The 20,162-nt window shown below is 64.5% G+C and carries 19 protein-coding genes; 3 read left to right on the top strand and 16 right to left on the bottom strand.

Annotated features, from left to right (window positions below):
* The first annotated feature begins 8 nt into the window (after positions 1–8).
* Entirely contained in the window at positions 9–938 is a 930-nt protein-coding gene (locus HMJ39_RS18460; protein WP_194298432.1) for a PDZ domain-containing protein, read from the top strand.
* Here the strand turns inward: HMJ39_RS18460 and HMJ39_RS18455 are convergent.
* The 10 genes from HMJ39_RS18455 to HMJ39_RS18410 form a co-directional block, all read right to left on the bottom strand.
* The gene (locus tag HMJ39_RS18455; RefSeq protein WP_323370944.1) at positions 935–1,159 is read right to left on the bottom strand and encodes a PepSY domain-containing protein; all 225 of its coding nucleotides are present in this window, start codon (positions 1,157–1,159) and stop codon (positions 935–937) included. The genes HMJ39_RS18460 and HMJ39_RS18455 overlap by 4 nt on opposite strands.
* Positions 1,159–3,315, bottom strand: coding sequence for a TonB-dependent receptor (locus HMJ39_RS18450; protein ID WP_323370943.1), 2,157 nt, complete (start codon positions 3,313–3,315; stop codon positions 1,159–1,161). Before HMJ39_RS18450 ends, HMJ39_RS18455 begins: the two co-directional genes overlap by 1 nt.
* A gap of 153 nt (positions 3,316–3,468) precedes the next feature.
* Entirely contained in the window at positions 3,469–3,990 is a 522-nt protein-coding gene (locus tag HMJ39_RS18445; RefSeq protein WP_194298431.1) for a hypothetical protein, read from the bottom strand.
* The gene (locus HMJ39_RS18440; RefSeq protein ID WP_194298430.1) at positions 3,987–5,705 is read right to left on the bottom strand and encodes a hypothetical protein; all 1,719 of its coding nucleotides are present in this window, start codon (positions 5,703–5,705) and stop codon (positions 3,987–3,989) included. Before HMJ39_RS18440 ends, HMJ39_RS18445 begins: the two co-directional genes overlap by 4 nt.
* Entirely contained in the window at positions 5,705–7,471 is a 1,767-nt protein-coding gene (locus HMJ39_RS18435) for a hypothetical protein (protein ID WP_194298429.1), read from the bottom strand. The genes HMJ39_RS18440 and HMJ39_RS18435 overlap by 1 nt, the downstream gene beginning before the upstream one ends.
* 141 nt (positions 7,472–7,612) lie before the next feature.
* Entirely contained in the window at positions 7,613–9,739 is a 2,127-nt protein-coding gene (locus HMJ39_RS18430) for a sensor histidine kinase (protein ID WP_194298428.1), read from the bottom strand.
* A 63-nt stretch (positions 9,740–9,802) separates the two neighbouring features.
* Positions 9,803–10,447, bottom strand: coding sequence for a response regulator (locus HMJ39_RS18425; protein WP_194298427.1), 645 nt, complete (start codon positions 10,445–10,447; stop codon positions 9,803–9,805).
* A gap of 113 nt (positions 10,448–10,560) precedes the next feature.
* Complete coding sequence (locus tag HMJ39_RS18420; protein WP_194298426.1) at positions 10,561–10,986, bottom strand: hypothetical protein; 426 nt, start codon at positions 10,984–10,986, stop codon at positions 10,561–10,563.
* Positions 10,987–11,068: 82 nt separating this feature from the next.
* Positions 11,069–12,220: a CaiB/BaiF CoA transferase family protein gene (locus tag HMJ39_RS18415; RefSeq protein ID WP_194298425.1), complete on the bottom strand. Its 1,152-nt coding sequence runs from the start codon at positions 12,218–12,220 to the stop codon at positions 11,069–11,071.
* Positions 12,217–13,029 (bottom strand): citryl-CoA lyase, encoded by an 813-nt coding sequence (locus tag HMJ39_RS18410; protein ID WP_161383540.1) that lies wholly within the window; start codon positions 13,027–13,029, stop codon positions 12,217–12,219. The genes HMJ39_RS18415 and HMJ39_RS18410 overlap by 4 nt, the downstream gene beginning before the upstream one ends.
* A 121-nt stretch (positions 13,030–13,150) precedes the next feature.
* On the opposite strand from HMJ39_RS18410, the gene HMJ39_RS18405 reads away from it, so the two are divergent.
* Positions 13,151–14,032 (top strand): LysR substrate-binding domain-containing protein, encoded by an 882-nt coding sequence (locus HMJ39_RS18405; RefSeq protein ID WP_194298424.1) that lies wholly within the window; start codon positions 13,151–13,153, stop codon positions 14,030–14,032.
* A gap of 25 nt (positions 14,033–14,057) precedes the next feature.
* Here HMJ39_RS18405 and HMJ39_RS18400 read toward each other — a convergent pair whose 3' ends face one another.
* The 6 genes from HMJ39_RS18400 to HMJ39_RS18375 all read right to left on the bottom strand — a co-directional run bounded on the left by HMJ39_RS18400 (position 14,058) and on the right by HMJ39_RS18375 (position 19,470).
* On the bottom strand, positions 14,058–14,960 hold the full coding sequence (locus HMJ39_RS18400) for a SphA family protein (RefSeq protein ID WP_194298423.1): 903 nt from the start codon (positions 14,958–14,960) through the stop codon (positions 14,058–14,060).
* A gap of 45 nt (positions 14,961–15,005) precedes the next feature.
* Positions 15,006–15,398: a VOC family protein gene (locus HMJ39_RS18395; RefSeq protein ID WP_194298422.1), complete on the bottom strand. Its 393-nt coding sequence runs from the start codon at positions 15,396–15,398 to the stop codon at positions 15,006–15,008.
* 4 nt (positions 15,399–15,402) lie between these two features.
* Positions 15,403–17,058, bottom strand: coding sequence for an FAD-dependent monooxygenase (locus HMJ39_RS18390; protein WP_194298421.1), 1,656 nt, complete (start codon positions 17,056–17,058; stop codon positions 15,403–15,405).
* A 36-nt stretch (positions 17,059–17,094) separates the two neighbouring features.
* Entirely contained in the window at positions 17,095–17,706 is a 612-nt protein-coding gene (locus HMJ39_RS18385; RefSeq protein ID WP_161383546.1) for a VOC family protein, read from the bottom strand.
* Positions 17,707–17,724: 18 nt separating this feature from the next.
* The gene (locus tag HMJ39_RS18380) at positions 17,725–18,543 is read right to left on the bottom strand and encodes an alpha/beta fold hydrolase (protein ID WP_194298420.1); all 819 of its coding nucleotides are present in this window, start codon (positions 18,541–18,543) and stop codon (positions 17,725–17,727) included.
* Positions 18,544–18,759: 216 nt separating this feature from the next.
* Complete coding sequence (locus HMJ39_RS18375; RefSeq protein WP_194298419.1) at positions 18,760–19,470, bottom strand: phosphoadenylyl-sulfate reductase; 711 nt, start codon at positions 19,468–19,470, stop codon at positions 18,760–18,762.
* Positions 19,471–19,701: 231 nt separating this feature from the next.
* Between HMJ39_RS18375 and HMJ39_RS18370 the strand changes: the two genes are divergently transcribed.
* Positions 19,702–20,100, top strand: coding sequence for a DUF4168 domain-containing protein (locus HMJ39_RS18370; protein ID WP_194298418.1), 399 nt, complete (start codon positions 19,702–19,704; stop codon positions 20,098–20,100).
* The last annotated feature ends 62 nt before the right edge of the window (positions 20,101–20,162 follow it).

Genomic DNA, 20,162 nt, shown 5'->3' with positions numbered 1-20,162 from the left:
GAACGACAATGACTGCACGCTTTTTTCAATTACTCCGCTGCCTGCCGGCCGTCCTGCTGCTCGCGCACCTGAGCGGTTGCGCCACCACCTCCTCCGCGCCGACGGCGCCAGGCGCCATCGGCGCCGGGCTGGTCGTGGACGGCGGCTATCCCGCCATCCAGTTCATCCAATCCGGCTCGGTGGCGGAACAGAACGGCGAACTCAAGCCCGGCGACCGAATCGTGGCGGTGGCCTCGCCGCCGGAGGCGGCGCCGCTGTCGCTGCATGGCTATACGCCCGATGAAGCCGCCCGGGTGATCCGCGGCCAGCCCGGCGCGCCGGTGCGGCTGCGGGTGCAAGGCCCCCACGACAGCATTCCCCGGGACGTGGTGCTGATTCGCGGCTACCTGGGCCGCGCCAGCGCCGACACCCTGATGGCGGCCCGGGCGGCCCCCGGCCAACCGGCCGGCTCCACCACGCCGGCGGCCGAGCCCGACCCGGCCGGCGCCGCGCCGCGAACCCCCAGCCTGGTGCTCAGCGGCAACGGCGGCGCCTACCTGAGCCCCTACACCAGCGACGGCGTCGCCGCCGAATGGGTGGACAAGGCCATCAACGCGCGCATGGGCGCCGCCACCGGTTCCGCCCTGGGCACCGCCGCCGGCGCCTACGCCGGCCGCAAGCTGATGGAGAAGGTCCCCGGTGGCAGCCTGCTGGGCAGTTTCTTCGGCGGCAGCGCCGGCTCCAAGATCGGTAAAAACACCGGCCGGGACGCAGCTATCCAGGCCTCCGGCGGCTGGGACTACATCCGGTCCACCTCGGACCTGTCGTTCCGCTCGGTGGACGACATGGCCCGCTGGCTACTCAACGAACACGGTGATAACCCCACCTTCGCGGAGGTGATCAAGGCCTCCTCGGCGGTGTACCCGGATCTGCAACCGGCCCTGGCCCGGGCGCGCTAACGCGCCCCGGACCGGGCCGCCACCGCCGCCACCAGATTCCCGGCGGCCTCCATGGTCGTGCCGCCGGGCGCGAAACGCCGTTGCGGGTAGATCCAGTCGTTCAGTTCATCATTGAACAGGTAGATGGCGCCGGTGACCGGAAGGATCAGCAAAAACGGGGCCGTGAACAGCCCGGCATGGAAATGCCAGCGCCACGCCGTGGGGTAGCCGTTGGCGGCCATCAGAAGCGACCGGTCCAGCCGATCTCCACGGTACGCGGCTCGCCGATGTAGACCTGGGTGGCGCTGTAGCCGGACCAGTCCGCGTAGAACTCGTCGGTGAGATTGCGCCCGCGCAGGGTCAAGGTGCCGTCGGCCACCGGGTAGCTGATCCAGGCGTCCACCAGGGTACGCTCGTCGATCCGGTATTCATTGTCGGTGCCGGCGAAGAAATCGCCGGTGTAACGCACCGCGCCGCCCAGGGTCAGCGGCAGGGCCGCCAGGGTGTAGGCGCTGCTCAGGTTGGCGGTTTTCTCCGGCACATTGGTGAGGCGGTTGCCGGACAGATCCACGCCGCCGGCGCCCAGCAGCTCATCGTATTCCGCGTCGTTGTAGGCGCCGTTGAGGTTCACCCACCAGCGCTGGTGGGGCCGCAGGGTCAGGTCCACTTCCACGCCCTCGGCGCGCAGGCTGCCGCCCTGCACGGACAGGGCCGGGTTGGCCGGGTCGCGGGTGAGAATGTCGTCCTGATTCAGGCGATACAGGGAGACCGTCAGGCTGGCGCGGTCATCAAGAAAGGCCGCGCGGCTGCCCACTTCCACGGCCCGCCCCTTGCTCAGATCAAACTCCGCGTTGCTGGCGCGGCTCAGCAACAACCCGCTCACCGGCGCGGCGGCGCGGTTGTATTGGGCGAACACCTGCACCTGGTTGCTCAGGTCGTAGACCGTGCCCAGGCGCCAGGACAGATCCTCGTAGGTCTGCCCGAAGGTTTCCCGGGTGCCGGCGACCCGATCGTCGATGCCGCGATCCAGGTCCAGGTATTCGTAGCGCAGGCCGCTGACCACCACCCAGTTGGGCGTCAGGTTGAGGGCATCCTCCACGAACAGGGCGCCGCCGGACACCTGGCTGTCGTAGTCCGCCCGGGAGCCGTAGTTGGCATCGGTGTTGGGTGGCAGATCACCACGATCCGGGTCGAACGGGTCCACCGAGGTGGTGGCGCCGAAGCGGCGACGGCTGTCGAAGTCGGTGTACTGGTATTCCGCGCCCACCGCCAGGCGGTGGCGGCGCTCGCCGAGCTGGCCGTCATGGACCGCGTAGAAACGATCGGTGGCGAACCGGTGATGGTGGTTGATGCGCGTGGTGCCGCGATCCAGTTCCCCGGTGGCGTCGTTGTAGGTGAAGTCCTCGGAGTTGGCCCAGTCCCGGTTGGCGTTGTAGAGGCTCAACTCATTGACCAAGCGCCACCGGTCGTTGAGCTGGTAATCCGCCTTGGTGCGCAACCACTGGCTGTCGGCGGTCATTTCACCGTCGCGCACGTTGTAGTTGTTGTCGCGCAGGGATTCATCCAGCACCAGACCGCCGCCGGACACCACGTCGCTGGGGTCGCGAGCCACGTCCGCCGGCACCAGCGGCGTGCCCTGGTAGGGCGTGGCATAACGGTCGGTGTACAGGTCAAGGGCGGCGCTCAGGGTCAGCCGGTCACTGGCCTGGATCAGGATGCCGGTGGTCAGCGCCGTGGTCTCGCTGTCGGTGTCGTCCACGTAGCCGCTGCTCCGGCCGTGGCTGAGGTCGGCGCGCACCGCCACATCCGGATTGACCACCCGGTTGGCGCCCAGGCCCAACCGCAGGCTGTCATGGCTGCCGTATTCGATCATGCCGTCGTTGCGATCGCCGGCCAGGTCCGGCTTGCGGGTCACCAGGTTGATGGTGCCGCCCAGGGCACCGCTGCCGTGCAGCACGGAAGCCGGGCCCTTGAGAATTTCCACCTTTTCCAGATTCCAGGTGTCCAGGTTGCGTGACATCATGGACGGGTCCGCCACGCGCACGCCGTCGAACAGGTAGCCCACATCGGTGAGGCCGCGCATGGACACCGACGCCGGCGAGCCGGGAATGTTGCCCGCGGCCACACCGGGGGCGCTGCGGTACAGCTCGATCAGGTTGCGCAGGCCCAGCTGCTCGATGTCCTGCCGGTCCACGGTGCTCACCGTGGCCGGTGTCTCCCGCTCGCTCAGGCCCAGGCGGCCATCGGTGGTGGTGGGCGACGCGGGCGCATCGACCGGGTCGGCCACTTCCACCGCCTCCAGGCGGTGTTCCGGGGTCTGCGCCCAGGCGGTGGGCATCAACAGGGACAGGACAAACAGCGGCCCGACTCGATCGGCACGGACAGACAGGCGCAACACGGTGTACTCCGGATGGAAAGATCGCGCGCCAGCCTAGCGACCCGGCCGGGAAAGGGAATGCGGCGTTTTGTCGCACATCCTGATCGGCGGCATCGAACGCCCAAAAGCCTATCTCGCTCATGCCCCTCCCGTCGCGGGCTCCCGGGCCGGTGGCTACCGACTAGTCATACCCACATCAAATTCGATATCCAGCGTCAGCGTATCGCTACCGTTGGGCGCCTGCCCGACCCCTTCCAGGCGCACCAACATACCCTGGTAACGGCCCCTCAGTTGCGTTTGGTTGCCATGGTTATCCAACGCCTTGATGGTCAGGTCGCCGGCACCTTCATTGCTGTACACCGGGAACAGTTTGTCGCTGGGAAAATAGGACACTTCGGGCGCTCCCAGCAGTTGCCCGTTCATTACCGTGAAGTTGAGGCTCAGCGAGCCACGCGTGGCGAACGTTCTTTCGAGGTGCCCCTGCAGGCTGTAACGCGCCATACCAGGCCCGAGCACGGCGAAGGTGGCAGTGCCCTGCGCGCCATCCTCGCCGGACAGTACGTACCAGCGCTGGGGTTCGCCCCCCAAGGTGCCTGCCAGTTGGTCGGCTCGGGCGCCGCCGACCAGGACCAGCGAGCCGAGCATCAGCGCCGCCAGCAGCGGGCGGGGCAGAATGGGGATACGCTGTGCGTTCATGGTTGAGTCCCCCGAATACGGAATCGGTATGGCGCGGATGACGGGCTCAGACCCGACACGCGCTGGTAATCGGCGTGCACACGCAGGTAGTAGAGGCCCGCCTGGCCAGCTTCGAAGTCATGGCGGAAGCCCTCGCAGCGGCGCACCGAACGTTCGCTGACCACTTCGGTGTCCCTGCCCAACAGCTTGACCAGCAGTACCCGGGTGCTGTGGCCCGGCGGCAGGATGGCGTCGCCGCAGAGAAACTGGTCCACCACCAGGGTGCGTCCGGCGGTTTTGCCCAGGTACAGGAAGTAATGGGCGTGGCTGTTGGCGGTTTCCGCCGCGTAATCGGAGGGCGCCAGGCTGCCGTCGCGGCTGCCCACCTGGCCCTGGTGCGGTGCCAGGAAGGGCTCAATGATTACCGGCTCCAGCCAGTGGCCGTCGCTGAGCAGTATCGCTTCCACCGACACGGAACGCTCACTGCCACTGTTGGCGATGGCGCGCAGATACACCCGTTCGCCCTTGCGCAGTGACATGGACGCCACCGTGCAGGCGCTGCGGGTACTGCACTCTTCCAGCAGGGTGCCCGGGCCACTGCTGCCGGCGCGGCGGTACTGGAAGATGGTGTCGGAGTCCGGCGTCTGGCCGTCGTGGCTGAGGCGCACGGTGAAGGAGCCGCCATAGGGTGCCTCCAGGTAAAAGTCCCGGGCGTTGGCGGCGCCGGAAGCGAGGCTGGTGGTTTGCGGCCCGGCGTCCACGCAGACGCGCCGGTAGCCTTCCTCGCCGCCGTCGGGGCCCTGGGAACAGGCGGGCGCGAACCCCACTGCTTCCGAGAGCGCCCCCAGGGACGCCGGCGGAAACCCTTCACCTTCATTGAGCGGGTACTGGCCCGACAGGTTTTGCTGGATGTCGGCCACCAGCGATTCTTCATCCGGGTATTCGGCCAGCAGGGTGCCATAGCCGGTTTTCATCGCGTCCCAGAACGCCACGGCATCCTCGTCATCGGCGCCGCCCCGGGCAAAGCCGGCGCGCCCCGCTTCCAGGGCGGGCAGCCCGTTTTCCGCCACCGCCGCGCTGAGCAGCGGTAGCACCCGCACCTCCTGGTAGAAACCCACGTCCAGCGTCTCGCCGGGGATAAAGCCGGCCAGCATGTCCAGCTGACCCGGCGGCCGGCGCAGGCCGGTGAGTTCGCGGTAGTCCGGCATCAGCGACGCCAGGGCGGCGGCATAGTCGTCGTTGTGATCCGCCAGTTCCGCCATCAGCCGCTCACTGATCAGGTCGGAGAGCACATTGACGTTGGCGTCGGCGGCCGGTTCGCCCTCTTCAAGGAAGACCACCGCGCTCAAGGTCACCGGTTCACCGCTGAACTGGCCCTCGCCCTCGTCGAACCAGAACCCGCTAACCGTCAGCAACGCCGGCCCGACGAAGCCGGTTTCCGGGAACGCATAGCGGCCGCGTTCGTCCACGGTGGTTTCCAGCGCCGCGGTGTCGCTGTCCACGGCGCCGTTCACCAGCCTTTGCAGCCGCGCGGTGGCGCCGGCCTGGAACGGGCCTTTCTGCGCCGCGCCACTCAGCGCGCCGCCGCCCTCGGGGGTGCCGGGGCCGGGCTGTTCCGGCCCCGGTTGTTCGGCCGCCGGTCCGGCGGCGGTGGTGCCGCCGGAGGAGGAAGAGTCGCCGCCGCAGCCGGCAAGCACGGCCAGCAGAGAGAACAGAACGAGAGTCGAGTTTTTCATCAGAAGCCCTTCACCGGACGTTGGTCGGCGTCGCCGCTGGACTGCTCGCTGATCACCCGCAGCGAATCCTCTTCGCGGGTGTTCACGTACAGCACGTCAAGGGTTTCCGGCGCGCCGGAGCTGACCGCCTGCAACAGACGGTGGGGGCCGGGGGCCAGGCCGTACATCCGCACTTCGTCCGCGGCTCCAGGCAGCTGACCCAGACGTACCGCCCCGACGTCCGGGTTGGCGGCATTCACGGCCGCCAGCTCGGAGCCGCCGCCCAGCATGAAGACTTCCGACACTTCCATGGCGTCGAGCTGGGTGCTGGAAGGCGCGGTGCCGGTAGACGAGGCGCCCACCCAGGAGGCGTCGGCGATCACCACCTGATCGCTGCCGTCCAGCCGGTTGGCCACCGCGAAGCGGTCGGCGCCGCCGATGCCGGTGTCGCGGTTATAGAAAATCCAGCCGTTGCGCGCGCCCAACACCGGCGTGGAGATGTCCTGGCCGAACATGGAATCGTCGCTGTCGATCACGCGTCGGTCGGAACCGTCCAGCGCGAAGCTGAGCACCTGATCTTCACTGTGCACCGCCACTCGGTCGCCGCTGGCGATGACGAACTCACCCAGGCCGGTTTCCGTGGCCACCAGACGCCATTCCGCGCCTTCCACGCGCACCAGATCGAAATCCCCAACGCCGAGCACGTTGCCCTGCATGGCGAAAAACAGAACTTCACCGCTACGCGTAAGATGCCGCGGCGCCGGCAGCGCCGGGGTCGGCGGCGGGAACAGGGATTCGTTGAAAATAAGCGGGTCACCCTCCCCGTCGACCACCTGCTCGAGCGTGCCCACGTCGCCCTGATCCGGGTGGTACAGGAACAACCCGCCGGTACCGGGGCTGTCCTCGCCGCTGATCACCAGATACTGAGCGCCGTCGTTGAGCGGGCCGCCCAACGGCAACACCCGGGCGGTCTCGGCGGGCGCCACCCCTTCGATGGTGACCTGGCCGGGCTCCAGGTGCAGGTCCATGCCGACCCGTTTAATGCGGTTGTCGTCGTCGCTGTCGATCACCAGATAGCCGGCGCCCCGCGCCAGGTCCGGGTCGAGCACCGGCGCCACCGGCGTAAAGCGCTCCGCCAGTTGCAACGGGTCGGTGTTTTCATCGTCGCTGAGCAGGAACTGGTACCAGCCCTGGTCGCTGAGTTCATAGAGCACCGAGGTGTGGTCCGCGTCGTCCAGGGCGTACTGGATGATGGCGTTGGTCAGCAGAATCAGGTCCTCGGAGGACACCGGATCGGGCTGCGGGTCAGCGGCATCGGTGACCGCGGTATGAAAGCCGTTAGTGTCCAGCAGGGAGCGGTTGTCGAAGTAGAGCACCCGATCGACGCGGAAATCGGACAGCGAACCGTCCTCGTTGAGGGTGGCTTCGTGGATCGGCAGGAAGCTGCGATCGTAGGAAAGCGAAAAGGCGTTTTCATCCAGTAGCACCCGATCATCCACCAGGATAGAAGTCTCCGGCGCCGCCGGGTCCACCGCGTACAACCCCGGATCGGCGCCTTCGGGCTGGGTGAAATACAGCAGGTCCTGGTTGTCGGCGTCGCCTTCTAGCCCGGCCAGGGCTGGCAGCTCGGTGGGCTCAACGCCGCCACCCCCGCCGCCGGGGTCGGACGGGCCTGCCGCCGAGCCCTTGCTGGAGCTGCTGTCTCCACCGCAACCGGCCAGCAAAGCGCCGAGTGCCACCGCCAGCACGCCCGCGCGTGCCCCCGAGAATTGGTTACGGGTTTTCATGTTGTTCCCCTATTATCCGCTGCGTCGTTCCATGGAGCCCTGTGGACCAGGGCAAGCGGAGTCAGCATAGGCGGAGGGGAGCAGCCGCCCCATCCCCCAAACGGGGTCACTCGGTCTCAGGGACTGGCGGGCAGGAAGGACTCAGTCGCCGTCCAAGCGAATCACGGCATCGACGGTGGCCGCCTTGCCACGGATATCGAACGCGAATCGGCCGCCCAATTCTTCGCAGCGGGTTCGCATGTTATTGAGGCCACGCCGGGCGATACTTTCCGTCAAGGAAGGGTTACCAGCGACACCGTCATTGGTGACATTCATACGGAGCATTGAGCTATCAACCGTCAAATGGACCTTGATGTAGTCCGGGCGAGCGTGCTTGAAGGCGTTGGTCAGCGCTTCATGGATAATGCGGCTGACATTGATGCGCTGGCGCACGGTGATTGCCTGATCCTGGTCGATGTCTCCGGTGAAGAACCACTGTAACTGTGCCCCCATTTCATGACAGCGCTGGGAACAGAGTTCATGCCAATCCTGAATGCAATCGGCCAGCCAGCTCGAGGAGTCCAGATCGAGGGCTTGTAGTGCGTCCCGCAGCGATTGCAGCGCATTTCGGGCCAGAGAGACTTGGCGTTCATCGCCGGCATTGTGAAGCACGCTCAGGAGCCGGCCTCCCACATCGTCGTGCAGATCGCGCATAATACGCCGGCGCTCCGCTTCGGCGCCGTCTTCGCGTGCTCTTACGGTGAACAGAGCCTGCTTGCTGATCGCCCTGAGCAGAGTGGCGATACGCAAATCCTCGGGGCTGAAGAGACGCCGCCCGCCATCCGCGAACTCCAGCTTCAGCACCGTCTGGCCAGCCTCCAGGGCACTGATGGTGAGTTGTACGCCGTCCCTGGAAACCGCCACCGGCTTTCCGCCGGTCCCCTGGCTGGTCTCCGTGATGGAAAGCGGCGCGAAGGTCTGCGCCAGCAGATCCGGCCAGGCGGCGAGAATGCGCCCGACGCTGTTGGCTGAGAAAAGATTATCGACCAGATTTTTCAGTGCCAGATCAAAGTTGTTGTCACGGTTTCGCCCCAGTCGGCGCATCAGCGCCTGCCTCAGCGGGAAATACAGCCAGCCTGCCAAGGCCAGGGACAGAGCCAGGGCCATCTCCCCCGCCAGCCCGAGACCAAAGATCAGCGCCAGGTCCAGCAGCACGACCAGGACACCACCGAAAAACCATATCCAGGTCTTGAACCACCACCTCTCCAGGTCGAACAGCCGATAGCGGGTCAGGCCGGCCGCCATCCCCAGATACAGCACCAGCACGGAAATCAGGCTGAGCGATAAGGGGATACCCCGATTGGCCCCGAGTGCGGGCGGCAGCATAATCAAGGAAGTCAGTAACAGGCAGCCGGAAAAAACGGACAATGCGCACCACTTCAGGGACGCTCTCTCCAGCGGAGAATTGCGGGTAAGCCACCATTGTCGCCCCAGCACCAACACACCGAAAATAAAGCCGGCCACGATCACGGAATAGACCGTATAGCGGGATCCCGCGGTCAGTTGCAGTTGATCACTGAGCCAGGCCAGCCCCCCCGCCCCAAGAATCACATAATGCAGAGGGAAACGGCCTTGGCGGATCGGATAGACCCAGAACAAAGCCGACAGCGAGGCACAGACCTGTAACACCGAAAGGTGGTTGATCGACATCAGGAAGGCGAACACATCGCCATCAATGGCGATTTCACGCCCGCCGTAGGTGCCCAGCGTCAGGGTGGTGAGAAAAATGCTGATGCCTGACAAACAGAACAGCCGTGTCTCGATTCTTCCCGGGCTGTAAGCCCAGATGCCCACCGCCACCAAAAGCGCCACCCACCCGTAACCGGCTTTCATTAGGAAGTAGCCAAGGGCGTCGGAGTCAACCAGGGTGGCGGCGGTAAGCGTTACGACCCTGTCTTGCGATGTGATGAAGGTGATTTCACCCTTCTCAAGCTCCTCGACTATCCGGCTCTGTTGCTCCAGGAGCGCGTTATAGGCCTGATAGGAGAGCAAATCCGGATCTTCGTGGACGGTCTCCGCCGACAGCGGAGTGAGACCGCCCCCCTCCCGCTGGACAGCCACCACGCCCTCGCCGGGAATCAGCTTGCCACTGTTGGGCCCCTCCTCGGAGACGCTTTCGACCACCAACTGATCGCGCGCCGCGTCGGGCTGCCAGTTGACGCCAAGCTGCGGGACACTGATCACGTACCCCGCCGCCAAAGCAGTAACGAACAGCGCGATCAGGGTCACGAAAAGCAAACGTTGTTGTGGCGCAACCGGTCCCAGCCGAACCATTACTGATGATTCCCCGGGTCAGCCATCCCGTCTTACCACCCCCAAACGCACGGCCTCCAGCGCCGCCTCGGCCCGGCCGGACACCCCCAGCTTTCGGTAGATACTCTTGGTATAGGTGGCGACGGTATTGGCGGCGATACCCAGGGCGGCGGAAATATCCGTGCGAGTGAAACCCCGCGCCAGCAATCCAAGCACTTCACGCTCCCGATCGGTGAGCAACGTATCGTCGCGTTCGGGCTCATGACTCTGGCGAAAATGCCGCATCATGCGACGGGCAATGCTGGGGGAGAGCGGCGGCTCACCACGCAGAATCCCGCACAACTGCTCGATCAGCCTTTCCCGGGGCTGGTCCTTGAGAAGGTAACCATGGGCACCGGCGCGCAAGGCGGCAAACAGATGATCGTCGTCGTCGAAGATCGTGGCCATCACGATATAAGTATCAGGGGCGCGATGGCGCAGCCACTCAACCAGAGTCACGCCATTGCCATCCGGAAGGCTGATGTCCAACAAGGCAAGGCTGAAGGTGTCGTTTTGCAAGGCAGCCAGCCCGCCAGCGACCGTACTGGCGGTGGTCACGCTGATATTCGGAAAGGCATCGCCCAGAAGGGTCGTCATCCATTCCCTGGTATCGTCATGATCTTCCACGATGATCGCGGCCTTCATGCCTCTCCTCCCCCAGCGCTTTCTTTCCAGCAGTGTCCCATTGGGACACAACGTGCCTGCAAGCTCCACTTTACCATGTAAAGTTGGGAAAGCGGGCACACGAGCCGTGAACATTACCCGGCACTCGATGGCAGCACCAGTTCCACCAACTGACGCCGCACCGGCTTGCCCGGCTCGGTGAAGCGGAAACCTCCGATCTCGGTGCGGCCGGCTTCCAGCTGCAATCGTGTATGCATATTGCGCCGTATGGGCGGGTCGATCCGATTCTCTAACAAGGTAATGTCCAGCTCGTACAGCGTGGGACCTCGACGGCGAATGTCGATGCGATGGTCCTCGCCCTCGCTGTGCCAGCGGGTGCGGGTGTCGGTGTTGCGCAGTTCGACCACCATCACGGCGGTGCCGTCCCGGTCTTCATGCAGGATGCGCAGGTCATCGTGCCAGGGGGCCGGCACGCCAGGCAGCAGGCCGCCGCGCCAGGCGGCGACCAGGGACAGAATCAACAGGCCGACGATGGCCAGGAAGCGGAAGGGTCGTTTCATGCCGGCAAGCTTCCCGGTTCCCGGCCCGCGATGCAAGCCGCGAGGGCGGCCGGATCCGCCGTCCTTCATCGGCCGCCCTTCATCAGCCCTCTTTCACCAGGCGCGCCCGGGCCGCCGAGCGCAGGGCCTCGTCGTAATCACCCAGCTCCGGCGGCGCGCTCACGGTGAGCGGCGGCTGGTGGTCGAAGCTCACCGGCGAGCGCACCGTGCGCCATTCGCCGCCGGCGGGATGGGGCGCGTTGATTTCCAGTTGCAGATGCCGGGCCTGGGGGTCGCGCAGCGCTTCGCTGCTGTCGTACATGGGCGCGTGGGGCACGTCCTCCTCTTCCAGGCGCCGGCACCAGGCGTCGCGGTCGCGCTGCTTGAAGCGTTCCCCCAACAGATCAATCAGTTGCTCCTGATGGTCGATGCGCTTCTCGCGACTGCAGAAACGCGCGTCGCTGAGCAGGTCCGGCTGATCGATGGCGTTGGCCAGGCCCTGCCAGAACTTCTCCGGCGAGGACATGTGCAGCGCGATCCACTTGCCGTCGCCGCACTCCAGCACATAGGACTGGGACACGCTGGGTCGGCTGTAGGGCGTCATCACCTCGCCCTCGGCGAAGTAATGGGTGAAGGCGTCCAGGTTGAAATGGCACATGGCTTCCAGCATGGACACGTCCACCGCCCGGCCCCGGCCAGTGCGATGGCGTTCATGGAGCGCGCCGAGAATACCGTAGGCGGCGTAGAAGCCGGTCAGCGCATCGGCCATGGCCGGGCCCACCACGCGCGGATTCTCCGGGTTGATCAACAGCCCCAGAAAACCGCTGGCGGCCTGGGCCACGGTGTCGTAGGCCGGGCGGCCGGCGGCCGGTCCATCCTGGCCGAAACCGCTGATCGAGCAGTAGATCAGCTTCGGGTTAATGGCGCGCAGGCGCTCCTCGCCGGCGCCCAGCCGCTCGGCGGTGCCGGGGCGGAAGTTCTGGATGTAGACGTCGGCGTCGGCGATCAACTGATCGAACAGGGCCAGATCCTCCGGCTCCTTGGTGTTGAGCGTGACGCTGCGCTTGTTGCGGTTGTAGGTCTGGAAATGGGGACTGTAGAGGCCGCCCTTGAAGGCCCGGAACGGATCGCCGCTGCCGGGTTTTTCCACCTTAATCACTTCCGCGCCCAAGTCGGCCAGCAGCATGCCCGCGTTGGGGCCGGTAATGAAGGTGCCCTGCTCGATCACGCGCACCCCTTCGAGAACCTTGATCATGAGCGCTGCTCCTCGAACCCGGCGGGCACCTCACCCTGATATTCCACGTCCCGGGACGCCTGGTAGGACAGCGCGAACCCGATGGACTGGTTCATCTCCTCGAACAGATGGGCGATCAACCCGGCGCTGCGCGCCAGGATCGGCACCCCGCGCAGGGCCTTGAGCGGGAAGTCCGCGCCCAGCAGCACCGCCGGGATCGCCGCCGATACGTTCAGCCGCAGGTCCTTGCCCACCACGTCCGGAATCACCCTCTCCACCGCCTCGGCGATCTCCACGTAACGCTGGCCGGCGCCGGCCTCGCTGGAGGTTTTGAACAACGCCGCCACGCGCGGGTCGCGGGCCTTGTGCAGCGGGTGGCCGTAGCCAGGGATGGCACGCTTGGCGGCGCGGTACTCGGACACCACCGCATGGGCGGCGCGGTCCAGGTCCTCACCCTGCTCCCGGGCGCGCCGGTCGATGGCGTCGAACAGTTCACCGGCCTGCTGGGCGGCGCCCAGGATCACCGAGCCGCAGCCCAGCAAACCGGCGGCCACCGCGCCTTGCACCGCCTCCGGCGCCGCCGCGTAGGTCATGCGCGCCGCCTGCACACTGGGCACCAGGCCGTGCTCGGCGATGGCCACCAGGGTGGCGTCCAGCACCGCCCGGGTGGCGGGCGTGGCCTGGCGCCCGGTGAGCAGCAGGTAGAAATAATCGGTGAAGGACAGCTGGCCGATGGCGTCCTGGCACAGGTCCAGGCCGCGCACCACGATGGTGTCCTGGTTGGAGGTGCAGATGGCGGTTTTGGGAACCGTTTCCTTACCTATCTTCATTATTCTCATCCATCCGATCAGTGAGATTTCAATAAAGCGTAGAAGGGGGCTATAGTGGTTAAAAGTGATAAATATCCATAAAAATGATCGATGGCATCACTAGTTAAAAAAGAGACGCCCCATGGAGCTCCGACATCTGCGCTATTTCGCCGCCCTGGCGGAAACCCTCAACTTCACCCGCGCCGCCGAGAAGTGCCACGTCACCCAGTCCACCCTGTCCCACCAGATCAAGCAGATGGAAACCGAACTGGACACGCGACTGTTCGAACGCATCGGCAAGCGGGTGGTGATCACCGAGGCCGGCGATACCTTCCTGAGCCGCGTGATGCCCGCCCTGCAGCAGATCGACGGCGCCGTCAGCACGCTCCACCAGCCCACCGACGCGGTGCAGGGCGAAGTGCGCGTGGCGGTGATTCAGAGCTTCAACACCCGGCTGGTGCCGGCCTGCATCTCCGCCTTCCTGGACCGCTACCCGGCCCTGCGCATCAAGGTGGAGGAGCTGCCCCAGCACCGCATCGTCGAACGGCTCAAATCCGGCGACCTGGATCTCGGCATCGCCTACCGCCCGCCGGACGACCAGGACCTCTGGTTCGAACCGCTCTACAACGAGGAAATGGTGCTGGTGGTGGCCGACTGGCACCCCTTCGCCAGCCGCAAACGGGTGCGCATGGTGGAGCTGAACAACCTGCGCATGACCCTGTTGCCGCCGCAGTACTCCACCCGTCAGCTGATCGACGAGCACTTCCGCTCCGCCGACGCCCAGCCCCAGGTGGTGGTGGAACTGGACTCCATCGGCGCCATGATCCAGCTGATCCGCAAATCCGAGCTGGCCGGCATCGTCGGCGAGATCGCCATCGCCGACACCGACGGCGTCAGCGTGGTGCCCTTGGAGAACCCCACGCCGATCCGCACGCCGGGGCTGCTGTGGATGCGTGGCGGCGGCGTGCCCGCCGCCAGCCAGGCGTTCGCCAAGCAGATCCGCCGGGTGCTGAAGGAGGAGTGATGCGGCAATCTCCGGCCCGCCGGCGCTAGCCTCCCAGCGGCAAAATGAAGTTCAGCCAGACTTTTTCACCCTGGGGCCGGTTCTCGGCGTCGACCTCCTTCTGGAACGAGGCGGAGAAAATCGCTGTCTTGGAGCGATACTGAATCGACGGGCCAATGGCCAGCACCTCGCCCCGATTACCGTCGGGGCCCACCGTCCTGCCGGAAACGCGATCATCCGTGACCTGCTTGTTGTAATACCCCGATACGCCGGCGGACCACTTTCCAAAGCGCCACCCCGCCGCGTAATCCATATGGACCTCATCGCCGGATTCATAGCTGGTTTTATTGTTCTCGAAGCTGATGTCGTACATGAACTTACCGGACAGCTCGAGCCCGCTGGGATGCAGATAGGTGACGGCCAGCGCCGGCTCGATGGTGTAGTAATTTCTGCCGATATTGGCCAAACGCTGACTGTCGTAGCGCCCGGTTGGCAGGATGAAATCGACGCCGGCCACGACATGCAGATCGTCAAAGTGCCAACCGAGAATAAAAGGATCGACAATGATGTCGCCCAAACCGGTGCGGCTGTCCCTTTGCCCAAGCATCTCGACCTCAAGGTCGACCACCGGCATCAGAACCTGGAACGCGTAACTGGCGCCCCACAGTCGTTTGTCCGTGACTTTCACATAACGAAAGACGTTCGCCTTGGCCTCGATGCTGAAATCGTCGATTTGGGTTTTACCGTCGGGACCATTAAGGCGGTCCGCGGAGTAGTAATTCAGATAGTTCAAATAATAGTCGCCCGGGGGCGGTAACATCCCGGTCATCCAGCCCTCCGCGCCATGGGCGTAGGCGGAGCCACCGGATTCGGTGGCGTGACCGAACGAGGCCGCCACCATCAAAGCCATGCCCAATAACATTCGGACCTTTGATCTTGTTGTTTTCATATTCATTCCTCAAAAAAACCGCCCGGAAGGCGGCTAAGGCAAGCACTATTCGGAGAGGACAAAATCCTTGGGATTCTTTCGGGTGTGTTCCACGTACTCGACCAGAAGCCCGTCCGGGTGACGAATCAGAGCGTATTGTCCGGTTTCAATGGTGGTGATTGCCTCGACCAGCCGGGCGCCTTGGGCGACGACATCGCGCACTACATCCTCGAGCTTGTCCACCAGAAACGCCGAGCGGACATCCGGCATCTCGCCGGCCATATCCGCACCGACGCCAACCAGAAGGACCGAGGCGACCTGGGCCACGTGCAGCGCCCCTTCAACCGGCGTCAGCCGAAGCCGGGCCTCTTCGTTGAAGAGACCCTCGTAGAAACGCACGCTTTCCTCGAAACGGGACAGATCGACGTGCTGACGGACAAGGACGTGATGAATCTTCATCGTCTCAACCAACCGTCTCGCCAAGGCGCTCCTCGGCACCCGTATTCGCCGTATCGCCGGCCTTGGCCCGCGCCGGAAACCACTGTTCCATGTATTCGCCGATCAGGTTGCCGTCCTTCGGCAGACAGGTCAGACCAATGAACAGGTCCGGCCGGATGACGACCAGGCGGCCTTCGTCGCCAATCCCGTATCGTTCCAGTACCTCTCCGGTTTCATCCGCGCAGCAGTGATCCATATCGAAGCCGGCCCGCTCATCCTCGGCGATCAGAAAAACGGACACGGAAGCACCGAACTTCGCTTCCAGCTCCTGGCTCAGCCTCGAGAAGGAAGCCAGATCCTGCTCACGCGCCTTGCCCGGAATCGCGAGAACGGTGAAACCGGGATGCCGGCAAAGGTCATACACCCGCTTCCGCGGCTCGCGAAGCAGCTTGGCATCCGGGGCCCGATCCCCCGCCTCCGGGCCGGCCACCGCCGATAGCCCCTCGGGCAGACGCACCACGTCCCGGTAGGTGTGCGATAAGCCGGATACCAGATTCACGGTCCGCTCCTCCCAGCCCGGCACCTTGGTCAGGTGCAACCGGTCCTCCGGCTCGACGCCGAAGCCCATGACGATCTCGTGGGTCGCCATGGCCCCCTCGCTGATCTGCTCGCCAATGGGCTTTCGTTCAACTTCGTAGGTATCCAGGATCCGCTCCGGCGCCTGCCCCTTGTAGACCGCGGCCAGCTTCCAGCCCAGGTTGAACGCATCCTGCATACAGCCGTTCATTCCCTGCCCGCCGGAGGGCGAATGGACGTGCGATGCATCGCCGCATATCAACATGCGGTTATTGCGGTACTTCTCGGCGATGTTGTTTCTGATTTGCCAGGAAGTGGCCCATTGCGGTTCGCCCACCTTGAAGCCGATGCCGATCCGGTCAGCCACTTCCTGAAAAGCCTGCCTCTTGTCCTCGGCGTTCACGTATTCGCCGGTGGGCTCACTCATGTAGATCCGCCAGTACTTCCCTGGCAGCTTGGTGCAGTTCATGAACAGGTCTTTATTGAAGTAGTAATTCATCCAGCGATCATCGAAAGTGACGTTCTCCAGTTCAACGTCCATCATCGCCATGACCGCCACATCCTCGCCGACAAACTCAATGCCGGCGGCCTCGCGGACAAAACTGCGTACGCCGTCGCAACCGACCACCCAGGGGTAATCCTGCTTTTCCAGGCTGCCGTCGGGGCGTTTGATCGAAGCATGAACACGGTCGCCACCCTGACTCAGGCCCACCAGCTCCGTTTGGTACTCCGGCCGAATGCTGTAATGCGAATAAAGGTGCTCCCGCAGAACCTGCTCGAAGTCGTTCTGGTTGATCTTGTAGTAGAAAGGAAAACGGGTGGGAAGATTCCGGTAATCGGTACGCGGATGCTGATGATCCTCCAGGAAGGGAAAATGGTAGATATTGCCGGGGCACTCCAGACACACTTCCTCGAGCCGGTGCGCCAGGCCCATGTGTTCGAACATTTCCATGGAACGGGCATGCACCGTCATCGCTCGCGTGGTGTGGGACGGCCCCTGCCTTTTCTCCACAATTCTTACCGGCACCCGGCGACGCAGCAGTTCGTGCGCCATGATCAAACCGCTCGGGCCGCCACCCACGATCAGAACTGTTTCAGTATTCATTTCAGATCTCCTGGTTCTTGATTCTTGTCTTTGTTTTTATGCGCGCACCCAGCCGTCGCCGCGCTCGGTGTTGTTGCTGGCCATGTCCTCTTCCTTGAGCCAGGTGGCCAGGGTCTCGTGGGCGGTGTCGGCGGCTTCGTTCATCAGCCGGTCGGTGGCCGGCACCAGGGTGGTCAGTTCCACCTGCAGCCCGTTGGGGTCATGGAAATAGATTGAGTAGCAGTAACCGTGGTCGGTCTCGAAAGCGGACACGCCGGCGTCGGCCAGCTTCTGCTTGAAGTGGCGTACCGTATCCTTGCCTTCCACGGTGAGCGCGATGTGGTGGGCGAAGGGGTTGATGTCCTCGAACTTGTTCACCGAGGTCTCCTCGCTCGCCTGCTCGGATTTGAACTGGAAGAACGCCAGGCAGCTGCCGTCATTGAGTTCGAAGAAGGTGTGCACGTAGTTGTCCGGCTGGCCGGTGACCGGGTTGACCCGCTCCACCCAGGTGCCCACCAGCGGCAGGCCGAGGATGTCCTCGTAGAAGCGGCGGGTTTCTTCCATGTCCCGGGCCATGAAGGCGTGGTGGTGCAGCTTGCCCACGCGATTGGCCTGGCGCAGGGCGGCGATGCGTTCCGGGTTGCCGTTAACGGTAGTGGCTTCGGTCATCGTCATGTCCTCTTGTTTTTAGTCGACATTGACGGGGCGGGCCGGGGTAGGCGCCGCCCCTCGGGAACAAAGCGGCCGGGTCGCCGCGACCCATTCATCCAGGGCGGCGTTGACGGCCTCGGGGTTTTCCATGGTGAGCATGTGCCCGGCACCGGGAATCTCCACCAGCCGGGCATCGGGGATCAGGGCGGCCATTTCCCGGTGGGCCGCCGGCGGGCGCAGCCGGTCCTCGGCGCCCGCCAGGAGCAAGGTGGGCGTGGCGATGGCGCGCAGCACCGCGCGGGAATCCGGGCGCGTGGCGCCGGCGGCGATGTGGGCTTCCAGTTGGTCCGGGGAATGCTCGGCGATCATGGTGAGGATGTCCTCGACCAGTTGCTCGTCGGCAAGCCGGGCTTCCGGGATCAGGGCCGGCAGCCAGCGGCGGGCCATGGCGGGCATGCCCTGTTGCCGGGCCACCGCCAGCAAGGCGTCGCGGCTTTCGGTTTCCCGGCGGCCCGCTTCGCCGGCGGGGCTGGGGCCGCATTCAGTGCCGGCGAAGCACAGCCCGAGCACCCGCTCCGGCGCCAGCCGCTGCACTTCCATGGCCACCCGGGCGCCCATGGAGTGACCGGCCAGCAGGAAGCGGTCCGGCGCCTGGGCGAGCACCGCCCGGGCCATGTCGGTCATGTGGCGGGCGCCGCCGTAGTCAGCGATGCGCGGTTCGCAGCGGCCCGCCAGGTGGCGGGCCTGGTCGCGCCAGGCGCGGCCGTTGCACACCATGCCGGGCAGCAGCATCAGAATCGGCCGGTCGGGGTCCGGGCGGTGAGCGCCCGGGGCGGAAATCGTGGTTGCCTTCATCGTGCCGCGCTCCTCTTTTGTTGTGTGTGATGGGAACCGATGAAGAGGGCCTGAAAATGAATATAGAGGGGCACAATAATGCTTAAAAATGATTAAGTTGCATGAAAACCATCGATGACATCGATTTTGTTTCACACTGCGGGACAAAAAAAACGGGCCGAAGCCCGTTTTCTCAATCGCGCGGCGCGTTTAGAAGCGCGCGTTCATGGGGGGGCGTCAGAGGTGAATGCCGCACTCGGTCTTGCTGGAGCCCTGCCAGCGGCCTTCGCGGCCTTCGCCTTTCCAGGTGCAGTGGCTGCAGCCGATGGAGTGGTAGCCTTCCTCAACCAGCGGGTGGAACGGCAGGTCGTGGTCGGCGATGTAGGCATCCCGTTGCTCCCGGGTCACGTCGATCATGGGGTTGAACTTGATCATGCCCCGGCGCTCCTCGAAGACTTCCAGGCCGGCCCGGTGCTCGGTCTGCCAGCCCATCAGGCTGGAGATCCACAGGTCGTAGTTTTCCTTGGCGTCTTCCAGGGGCTGCACCTTGTTGACCTGGCAGCACAGGTCCGGGTCGGTGCGCCACATTTGTTCGTCCTGGGTGATCTGGTGCTGGCGCGGGTCGGCGCGCAGGTCGATCACGTCCAGCTTGAACTTCTCCACCAGGTATTCCTTGTAGTCCAGGGTTTCCTGGAAGTGGTACCCGGTGTCGATGAAGTGAATCTTCTGCTCCGGTCGGATGCGGGAGATGATGTGCAGGAAATAAGCGGAGGTGGCCGCGAAGGACGAGGTCACCATGACCTTCTCGGGGGCGAAATCCTGATAGACGCGGCGGATCCGGGCTTCGAAATCCAGGGGCGCGTAGATCCGGTTGAGATCCTCGATGGCGTCCCGGGAGAGGCCGGCGCTGTTGTCGCCCACTCGTGTGATCAGCTGCGCGTTACCCATGGTGTTGCCTGTCCTTGTTCCAGATCGGTGGCTTGGAATGGACATGATAAGGACGGCCGAAACATTTAAAAGAAATATCTAGTGCTATTTTTATGCCCATAAAGCATATGTGAACAAAGGCGGCTTTACGGAATTTGACGCTCCGGCGCCGGAACTCATGCTCTAAGGCCGGTCCCAATGAGGGGACACAGGAAATATGTCCCCTTTACCAAGCAGTCAAGGAGCTTTGCCATGAAAAAACGAGTTCTGTCTCTGTCCGCTCTGTTCCTGGCCGCCGGCCTCAGCGGCGCCGCCCTGGCGCAGCAGAACGCCGCGGGTCAGCAGCCACCTCCGCAGGCACCGCGGACCGCTCAGCCGGCCCTGGGCGAGGCCTCGGACATTTCCGACAACGAGGTTCAGCAGTTCGCCGACGCCCAGCAAAAGGTGGAGGAGATCAAGGGCGAGTACCGCACCAAGGTGCAGGAGAACTCCGACCAGCCGGAGCAGGCCATGGAGATGCAGCGCGAAGCGCAGCAGGAAATGGTCCAGGCGGTGAAGGATTCCGGCCTGGAGGTGCGCAAGTACAACCAGATCGCGCAACTGGCCCAGTACGATTCCGGACTGCGCGAACGCATCGAGGAGCAGCGCTAAGTCCCCGCTTTCCCCCGGGAACCAGAAAGGCCGGCATTCGCCGGCCTTTTCGGTTTTACCGC

The sequence above is a fragment of the Alloalcanivorax profundimaris genome, from assembly GCF_015265435.1.
In the GTDB taxonomy this organism is placed as follows: domain Bacteria; phylum Pseudomonadota; class Gammaproteobacteria; order Pseudomonadales; family Alcanivoracaceae; genus Alloalcanivorax; species Alloalcanivorax profundimaris.
This window is presented reverse-complemented; position numbering and strand designations above follow the sequence as displayed.